This is a genomic window from Mesorhizobium sp. M7D.F.Ca.US.004.03.1.1 (genome assembly GCF_003998635.1).
Classification (GTDB): domain Bacteria; phylum Pseudomonadota; class Alphaproteobacteria; order Rhizobiales; family Rhizobiaceae; genus Mesorhizobium; species Mesorhizobium loti.
The window spans coordinates 1-7,859 of sequence record NZ_RZQG01000200.1 but is presented as its reverse complement, the minus strand read 5'-3'; the positions used below and the strand labels follow the sequence as shown (position 1 = coordinate 7,859).

At 62.9% G+C, this 7,859-nt stretch carries 10 protein-coding genes and 1 pseudogene; 4 read left to right on the top strand and 7 right to left on the bottom strand.

The window, feature by feature from the left end:
• The 3 genes from EN935_RS13925 to EN935_RS13915 form a co-directional block, all read right to left on the bottom strand.
• The coding region (locus tag EN935_RS13925) for an MFS transporter (RefSeq protein ID WP_164771124.1) at positions 1-468 on the bottom strand (468 nt) is incomplete at its 3' end.
• Between the two features lie 131 nt (positions 469-599).
• A complete protein-coding gene (locus EN935_RS13920) occupies positions 600-908 on the bottom strand; it encodes a DUF1244 domain-containing protein (RefSeq protein ID WP_109665457.1) in 309 nt (102 codons plus the stop codon).
• A 14-nt stretch (positions 909-922) separates the two neighbouring features.
• Positions 923-1,720 (bottom strand): N-formylglutamate amidohydrolase, encoded by a 798-nt coding sequence (locus tag EN935_RS13915; protein ID WP_109664903.1) that lies wholly within the window; start codon positions 1,718-1,720, stop codon positions 923-925.
• A 269-nt stretch (positions 1,721-1,989) separates the two neighbouring features.
• Here EN935_RS13915 and EN935_RS13910 point away from each other — a divergent pair, with 269 nt between their 5' ends.
• The 3 genes from EN935_RS13910 to EN935_RS13900 all read left to right on the top strand — a co-directional run bounded on the left by EN935_RS13910 (position 1,990) and on the right by EN935_RS13900 (position 4,824).
• Positions 1,990-2,454: a DUF1036 domain-containing protein gene (locus tag EN935_RS13910; RefSeq protein ID WP_206438842.1), complete on the top strand. Its 465-nt coding sequence runs from the start codon at positions 1,990-1,992 to the stop codon at positions 2,452-2,454.
• A complete protein-coding gene (pyk, locus tag EN935_RS13905) occupies positions 2,451-3,887 on the top strand; it encodes a pyruvate kinase (protein WP_109664909.1) in 1,437 nt (478 codons plus the stop codon). The genes EN935_RS13910 and pyk overlap by 4 nt, the downstream gene beginning before the upstream one ends.
• Before the next feature lie 202 nt (positions 3,888-4,089).
• Entirely contained in the window at positions 4,090-4,824 is a 735-nt protein-coding gene (locus tag EN935_RS13900; RefSeq protein ID WP_127262574.1) for a L,D-transpeptidase, read from the top strand.
• Between the two features lie 57 nt (positions 4,825-4,881).
• Here EN935_RS13900 and EN935_RS13895 read toward each other — a convergent pair whose 3' ends face one another.
• The 3 genes from EN935_RS13895 to ykgO form a co-directional block, all read right to left on the bottom strand.
• On the bottom strand, positions 4,882-5,949 hold the full coding sequence (locus tag EN935_RS13895; RefSeq protein WP_127262573.1) for an alpha/beta hydrolase: 1,068 nt from the start codon (positions 5,947-5,949) through the stop codon (positions 4,882-4,884).
• Between the two features lie 164 nt (positions 5,950-6,113).
• Positions 6,114-6,719 carry a hypothetical protein gene (locus EN935_RS13890; RefSeq protein WP_127262572.1) on the bottom strand — a complete coding sequence of 202 codons (606 nt, stop codon included), beginning with the start codon at positions 6,717-6,719 and terminating at the stop codon, positions 6,114-6,116.
• 108 nt (positions 6,720-6,827) lie between these two features.
• Positions 6,828-6,953, bottom strand: a complete 126-nt coding sequence (ykgO, locus tag EN935_RS13885; protein ID WP_006327841.1) for a type B 50S ribosomal protein L36 — start codon at positions 6,951-6,953, stop codon at positions 6,828-6,830.
• Between the two features lie 228 nt (positions 6,954-7,181).
• Here ykgO and EN935_RS13880 point away from each other — a divergent pair, with 228 nt between their 5' ends.
• The gene (locus EN935_RS13880; protein WP_126070851.1) at positions 7,182-7,604 is read left to right on the top strand and encodes a lysozyme inhibitor LprI family protein; all 423 of its coding nucleotides are present in this window, start codon (positions 7,182-7,184) and stop codon (positions 7,602-7,604) included.
• Positions 7,605-7,618: 14 nt separating this feature from the next.
• On the opposite strand, the pseudogene EN935_RS13875 reads toward EN935_RS13880, so the two are convergent.
• Positions 7,619-7,859: pseudogene (locus tag EN935_RS13875) on the bottom strand (5-(carboxyamino)imidazole ribonucleotide synthase); the annotation flags it as partial.

The following is a 7,859-nucleotide window of genomic DNA, read 5'->3' as shown; positions in this document are numbered from 1 at the left end:
GCCGCCGAGGCCGCCGCCGGCGAACCCGCCGAGGCTCCAGAAGCCATGTGATGACGACATGATCGCGCGGGAGAGTCGCCGTTCGACCACCACGGCATTGGCGTTCATGGCGACGTCCATGCCGCCGATCGAGCCGCCAAAGATGAACATGGCGATGGCCGCCAGCGGCACGTTGGGCGCCAGCGCCACGACCAGCAGGCCGAGGCTGCCGCAAAGGCCGAACCAGCGCAGCACGGTGCGGGAACCATGTCTGGAGATCAAATGGCCGCACCAGGTCATGGCGGCGACGGCGCCGGCGCCGAACAGCAGGATCAGCAGGCCAAGCGTGAACTTCGAGATGTCGAGCCGGGTCAGGAACACCGGGATCTGCGGCGCCCAGCTGCCGGTCAGGAAGCCGTTGGCGAGGAAAATGGCAGCGACGGCCCATCGTCCGCGAATGGCAGTCTGCATGGCGTTCGACGCGTTCATGAGGCTAATCCGGTCAAAAAATGGCTTCGCGCGGCAAATTAGATCGATTCAATTTTCAGTCAAGCGCTCTTTCGGGAAAGCATTTGGGCCAAACAGAGGATTGGAGGCGATCGAGGGTGTCGACGGTTGACCTAGTGGTCCTTGGGGCGTCTTGCCTCGAATTCGGCCTTCTTGGCGTCGGAGGCTTCGGTCTGGTTGAGCGCCTGCCATTGTGCGTAAGGCATGCCGTAGACGATCTCGCGCGACTGGTCCTTGCTGAGGTCGACGCCCTCGGCATTGGCCGCTTCGCGATACCAGTTCGACAGGCAGTTGCGGCAGAAGCCGGCGAGGTTCATTAGGTCGATGTTCTGCACGTCGTTGCGCTCGCGCAGATGCTCGACCAGCCGGCGAAAGGCGGCAGCCTCGAAATCGCGTTGCTGCTCGTCACTGAGTTCGGTCATGGTCACAGCCTCCGTCATAGCGGCCCGGTGCGGGAGCCGAATTGCTTGACCACATGTATATCGGGACGGCGGTCGATGGCGTCAACGATCGGCGCCAACCGTTCGGCCCAGGCGAGTGCGCCCTTCTGGTCAGCGATCAGGTCCTGGCGGATCTCGATCAGCGCATGGGCGAAACCGTTGACGATGGCGTGCTTGTACATGGTGTCGCCGTGCAGCGCGCCGTCATACGGTTCATTGTCGCCGACAACGAGGCTCTTGTCCTCCGCCAGCATGTCGATCAGCGGCCGCGCCACCCGGTCGTCGAGGTCCCACAGGATGCCGACATGCCAGGGACGCTGGATCCCTTGCATGGCAGGGGTGAAGGAATGCACCGAGAAGATGAAGGGTGCTCGGGCAGAGGCCTGTGCGACCGAGGCAATCATGGCGCCGACGGCGTCGTGATAGGGCCGGTAGAAGCGGTCGAGCCGTCTTTCGCGCTCCTCGGGAGCTATGGGGTAATTCCCGGGTACGACGGTGCCGTCATAGAGCTGGCGAATGAGCGTCGGATCGTCCTCTGCGCGATTGGGATCGATCAGCAGCCGCGAAAAATTGGCGAACACCGCCGGCACGCCAAGCAGGGCGGCCAGTTCGCGCGTCACCGTCTCGACGCCGATGTCATAGGCGATGTGGCGGTCGAACTCCGCCAAGGGCAGGCCGAGGCTGCCATACTCGTCGGGCAGGTCGCGGCGGGCATGATCGCCCAACAGCACGATGCCTCGCTTGCGGTCGCCTTCGACAACATCGAAAGGCGCGAAAACTGTGGATCGGGTCATTGGCGGGAAATGGTCTGTTCGCTGGCTTCCGGGGAGGATGCTATCGTCATTCCACGAAGACGACGCTTGCGCAATGCCGTTGTTTGGCCAAGGTTTCCCGAGAAATCTGGCAGGAGTCGGCGAATTGTGCGCCGGAGCCTTTCTAAATCGATTGGAATTGAACAAAACGGTGCGTTGACATGCGCCCGGACTTTTCCGAAAAGGGGCGCAGAGAGATGCTGATGTGGTTCTTGAGGGGTTTTCGGATGAGTTCCGCCGGCAGGCAGCGCATGCGCTCTGCCTTTGCCATGCCGCTCCTGAGCCTTGCCGTGGGCTTGGCGGCGATGGCCATGGCCTCGCCGGCGCGTGCCGATTTCCGCGTCTGCAACGCCACGCAGAACTTGGTCGGCGTCGGCATCGGCTATCGCGCCAAGGCCGGCTGGATCACCGAGGGCTGGTGGCACATCGAGGGATCGAGCTGCAAGACGCTGATCGAAGGGCCGCTGTCATCAAGGTTTTACTATCTTTATGCAGAAGACGCCGAGCGCGGTGGACGCTGGGACGGCCCGATCAACATGTGCGTGGCTGAAAAAGAGTTCAAGATCGCCGGCGTAACCGACTGCGTCGCCCGGGGCTTCCAGCGCGCCGGATTCCAGGAATATGACACGGGCGAACAGGCAAGCTGGATGGTCCAGCTGACCGATGAGTCCACAACGGGAGGCGCTCCAGCCGCCCCGGGAACAAACAGTCAATGAGACGTAGCCGTAAGGTCAAGATCCTAGCCACCATCGGTCCGGCGTCCTCGTCGGAGGAGATGCTGAAGAAGCTGTTCGAAGCGGGCGCCGATGTGTTCCGCATCAATATGAGCCATACCGATCACGAACTGATGCGCACGCTGGTCGCGCGCATCCGCGCTGTCGAGGAGGCGGTCGGCCGGCCGATCGGCATCCTGGCCGATCTGCAAGGACCAAAACTGCGCGTCGGCAAGTTTGCCAATGGCAAGGAAGTGCTGACGCAAGGCCAGACCTTCACGCTCGACGACAGTCCCGAGCCCGGCACCTCGACCAGGGTCTATCTGCCGCATCCGGAAATCCTGAGCTCGGTCGAAGCCGGCCATCGCCTGCTGATCGACGACGGCAAGCTCGAGCTGAAGGCGGTGAAGAGCGACGGCAAGTCTATCGTCTGCACCGTCGTCGCCGGCACCACGATTTCCGACAAGAAGGGCGTCAGCCTGCCCGACACCGACCTGCCGGTCGGCGCGCTGACCGAGAAGGACCGCAAGGACCTCGATGCCGTGCTGGCGACAGGCGTCGACTGGGTCGCGCTGTCTTTCGTGCAGCGGCCGGAGGATCTGGCGGAAGCGCGCAAGATCGCGCGCGGCCGGGCGCTGATCATGGCCAAGATCGAAAAGCCGCAGGCTGTCGCCCGGCTGGCCGAGATCATCGAACTGTCCGACGCGCTGATGGTCGCCCGTGGCGATCTCGGTGTCGAGATGCCGCTCGAGGCGGTGCCCGGCATCCAGAAGCAGATCACGCGCGCCGCACGCCGCGCCGGCAAGCCGGTGGTGGTTGCAACGCAGATGCTGGAATCGATGATCACGGCACCGGTGCCGACCCGCGCCGAGGTGTCCGATGTTTCGATCGCCGTCTTCGAAGGCGCCGATGCCATCATGCTGTCGGCGGAATCAGCGGCCGGTGCCTATCCAGTAGAAGCCGTGGCGATGATGAACCGTATCGCCACCAAGGTCGAAACCGATCCGACCTATGCCGGTATCATCAATGCCCAGCGCTCCGAGCCGGAAGCGACCGGCGCCGACGCCATTTCGCTGGCCGCGCGCGAGATCGCCGAAACGCTGAAGCTGTCGGCGATCATCACCTACACGGCGTCCGGCACCACAGGCCTGCGCGCCGCCCGTGAGCGGCCGCAGGTGCCGATCATCGCGCTGTCGCCGATCCTCAACACGGCGCGACGGCTGTCGCTTTTGTGGGGCACGCATTGCGTCGTCTCACCGGATGCAAGCGATCTTGACGATATGGTCAACCGCGCCTGCCGCATCGCCTTCGACGAAGGCTTCGGCAAGCCGGGCGACCGCGTCATCATCACCGCCGGCGTGCCGCTGAGGACGCCGGGTTCGACCAACATGCTGCGCATCGCCTATATCGGGTCGGACACGCAGGGCAACCGGTAAACCCGCTCATTTCCTGACGGAAGCGTGTCGCGCGACTTTGTGCAGAGGTCGCTGTGGCTATAATACAACAAAGGCAAGGACAATGATCCCAGCCTTTGTCTCGACACAGGGTTGCCGTGTTCGCCCCTACAAAACAGGATGAAGCGGCGTTAACAGTGGCTCTGCACCCGCCTGCATTTCCCATCGCTTGAAAGTATACTGAATGTCATTTCTCGTCTCGCGCCGGTCACTTCTGACCGGGCTCTCGCTTATTGGGGTTTCCACGATCTCGGCATGTGCCCAATTTCCCAAGCAGTCGCTCAGTGTCGCCAGTCCGCTGATTCCAGCGCCGCTTGAGCCGACACCGGAAAAGGGGCCGATTGAGGTTGCAGGGCCTGAAGCTGCCCGTGCGTCTCCCGACTATGCGAACATGTATGCCGCGGTCGAAGACGGCGGCCGGGCGCTGCCGGCGATTCCCTTCGCCAAGGTCGATGAACGGTTTCTGCGACAGATCGTCGTCGACGACCCGACGGGAGAAAAGCCAGGCACGCTCGTCGTCAACACGACCGACAAATACCTTTACTGGGTCCTCAAGGATGGCAAGGCCATGCGCTATGGCGTCGGGCTGGGGCGCCAGGGCTATTCCTGGAAGGGTCGTGCGATCGTTCAGTGGAAACGCAAATGGCCGACCTGGACGCCTCCGTCGACAATGATCAGCCGGGATCCAAAGCTGGAGAAATGGCGTCAGGGCATGCCGCCGGGCATCAGCAATCCGCTGGGGTCGCGCGCGCTCTACATCTTCAAGGACGGCGTCGACACACTCTATCGAATACACGGATCGCCGGACTGGAAGTCCATCGGCAAATCCGCGTCGTCCGGTTGCGTGCGCATGTTCAACCAGGATGTCATGGACCTTTACGATCGCGTTCCCAGCAAAACACCATTGCTGGTCATCTAGAGTATGGCGCTGCGTGCCTGCGCTTAGCTTGCTGCCCCAGCCGTTAGAGGACGTGCTTCAGGTCGGCGCGAGCTCCGCCTGCGGCACCTTGATGTCGGCGCATCTGTCGGTGCCATAAGCGTCGCGGGCGATGCGCGCCTCCACGGTCTTTGCCAGTGCCTGCAGGTCGATGTCCTTGCCGGCGACCTTCTCGATGGCGCCGACGACGAGGTCGGGCGCGATCCAGTCCGGCTTGTGGCCGAGATTGTGCACCCAGACGAGTTCGGCGCCGGCAATGTCGCGCACCAGGCCGACCGAGTGGATATGCGCGTAGACCACCTTGTCGCGATCGCCCGAAATCACCACGGTAGGCGCCTCGATCTCGGCGTAGTGGGGTGCGGCGCCAAGGGCATAGCGATAGAGCCCGGCGACGTCGGTGGCGTTGGCGCGAAAGGCCGACGGTCGCAGCACCAGCGGGATCGAAGCCTCGCCGGCATAGTTGTTCGGCACCTTGTTTGGCGAGAAGACGCAGGTGGTGGCGTCTGCCATCTGCAGCGTTCCTGCCGGGTAGGTCAGCGTTTCGGAAAACAACCAGCCGACCACCGGCATGGTGGTCAGATTGTAGTACCAGGACGTCGCGCCGCCCGGCCAGGGGTGGGTGGCGGGCGAGACAAAGACCAGCCCGAGTGTCTTGTCTGGATGCTCGCGGCCAAACGCCGTGGTCACCGCTCCGCCGAAGGAATGGCCGACGATGACAGCCTTCTTCATGCCGAGACGGTCCATCAGCGCGGCAATGGTGTTGGCCTGCGCCGACGGATCCTCGTTGTTGCCGGGGCCGCGCCCCGACCAGCCGTGGCCTGGCCGATCGAAGAACAGCATTTCGGCGCGCCCATCCAACAGCGGGCGCAGCGGTAGCATCTGGTCCCTGAGATTGGCGCTGGCGCCGTGGATGAAGACGATCGGCGGCAACTCGGCATTGGCGGGTGCCGGAACATGGACGTAGTGGATGCGGGCGCCGTTGATGTCGGCGAATTCGCCGATCGGCGGATTGCGGCGCTCGATCAGCCATGAGCCGACGCGGGTGACGCCAGCCAGGCTGAACACAAGCGCCATCAGGAAGGCGAGGACGGCGTAGATCAGGTTCATGGGGAGAGATACGGGGGTGGAGGGGGATAAGTTGTGGGTAGGCAGTAGGGCAGTAGGGCAGTAGGGCAGTAGGGCAGTAGGGCAGTAGGGCAGTAGGGTGTGTGTTCCGCAGTGCAATCTACCCCTACTGCCTTACTGCCCTATTCCCTTACTCCCTTGGGGCATCAAATGCCCTCGCCGGCAAGCTCTTCCGAAATCGTGCCGACCTGGTCCTGGGCGCTGCGCATCATCGGATAGATGGCCAGCACCTTCTGCCAGGCTTCGAGTGCAGATTGCTTGTGGCCGGTCAGCGCCATGATCTGCGCCAGACCGGACAGCGCACCGAAATGGCGCGGCTCGAGTTGCAGCGCATGGTCGATGTCGGACATCGACTTGCCGTAGTTCTTCATCATGAAATGCACCGTGGCGCGCCGGTTCCAGCCTTCGGCATAGGTCGGCTGCAAGGTCACCACCTGGTCAAGGAAATCGAGCGCAACGTCGAACTTCTGGCCTTCGACGGCCTTTTGCGACCATTGCATCATCAGGTCGATCGAGGCGCTGCCGGATTGCGACCACTCATTCCAGATGTTGCCGGCAATGCGCTCGGCCGCCTTTTCGTTGCGCTCGCGTTTCAGGTCGCTGAACAACTGGTCGAGCCGGGCCTGCTTCGTCGTTGCCACCGGCGGCGCGTCCTGGGTGGCCGGCGGCGCGACAGCATCATCCGCCCGTGCCGGGCCATAAATGGCGCCGGAAACGAGCAGGGATGTCAAAAATGCAAAAAGAATCCGCATCGCCGGACTCTAGTCCCGGGCGGCGGAACATCAAAGTGATTTTAGCGTGAGAAGGCCGGCAACAAACATCAAATGGGCGGAGACAACAACAGCCTCCAGCCCGAAAACTCAGCCCTGGCGCGCCTTGTAACGCGGGGCAGTCTTGTTGATGATGTAGACGCGGCCCTTGCGGCGAACCAGCTGGTTGTCGCGGTGACGCGCCTTCAGCGCCTTGAGCGAATTCTTGATCTTCATGGTCTTGCCTGTCGGTGTGGACCCGCTTCGGGTCGAAATCTTAAGGCGCGCCAGAGACGCGCCTTTGAACTGTGGGTGGCTCATAAACGAGGAGCCTTGTCCGTGTCAACCGCAAGCGTGCTCCGTCTCTCCATATCATCAAATATCCGCCATCTCCACCTGGCGGCATTGCGCGGCCTCTAGCCGGCTGGGATGATGCGGCTGCCGCGAAGTGATTTGGAGATGACCATGCGCCGAATGTTTCTGTCCGCCTGCCTTGTCTTGCTGGCGGGAGCCTCGGTTGCCCATGCGCAGGAATGCGACCGCAGCGACGACAGCCAGCAGATGATGAACATCTGCGCTGGCGAAGATTACCAGGCGGCCGACGCCAGGCTCAACACGGCCTATCAGGACCTCATCAGCTCGGATGACGCCGACGGCAAGAGGTTGCTGCAGGTGGCGCAACGCGCCTGGATCACTTTCCGCGATGCCGAGTGCGCGCATTCCACCGCCGCCAGCGAGGGCGGCTCCATCCATCCGATGGAGGTTTCGCAGTGCCTGACCAGATTGACCAACGATCGCATCAAGCAGCTCGCCGCCGCGGCCAATTGCGAGGAAGGCGATGCGAGTTGCGCCAGTCCCGGCGAGGACGAGAGCGACGACTTCCAATAAGCGGGTTTATTGGGTCAGGCGCGACGGCTGATCCGGGTGAAATGACCCATCTTGCGGCCGGGGCGCGCCTCGGCCTTGCCGTAGAGATGCAGCATCAGATCGGGCTCGGCGAGAAGCTCCGGGACACGCAGCACATCGTCGCCGATCAGGTTCTCCATCACGCAGTCGGAATGGCGGTCCGGGCTGCCCAGCGGTAGGCCGGCGACAGCGCGGATGTGCTGCTCGAACTGCGAAACGATGCAGGCTGCCTCCGTC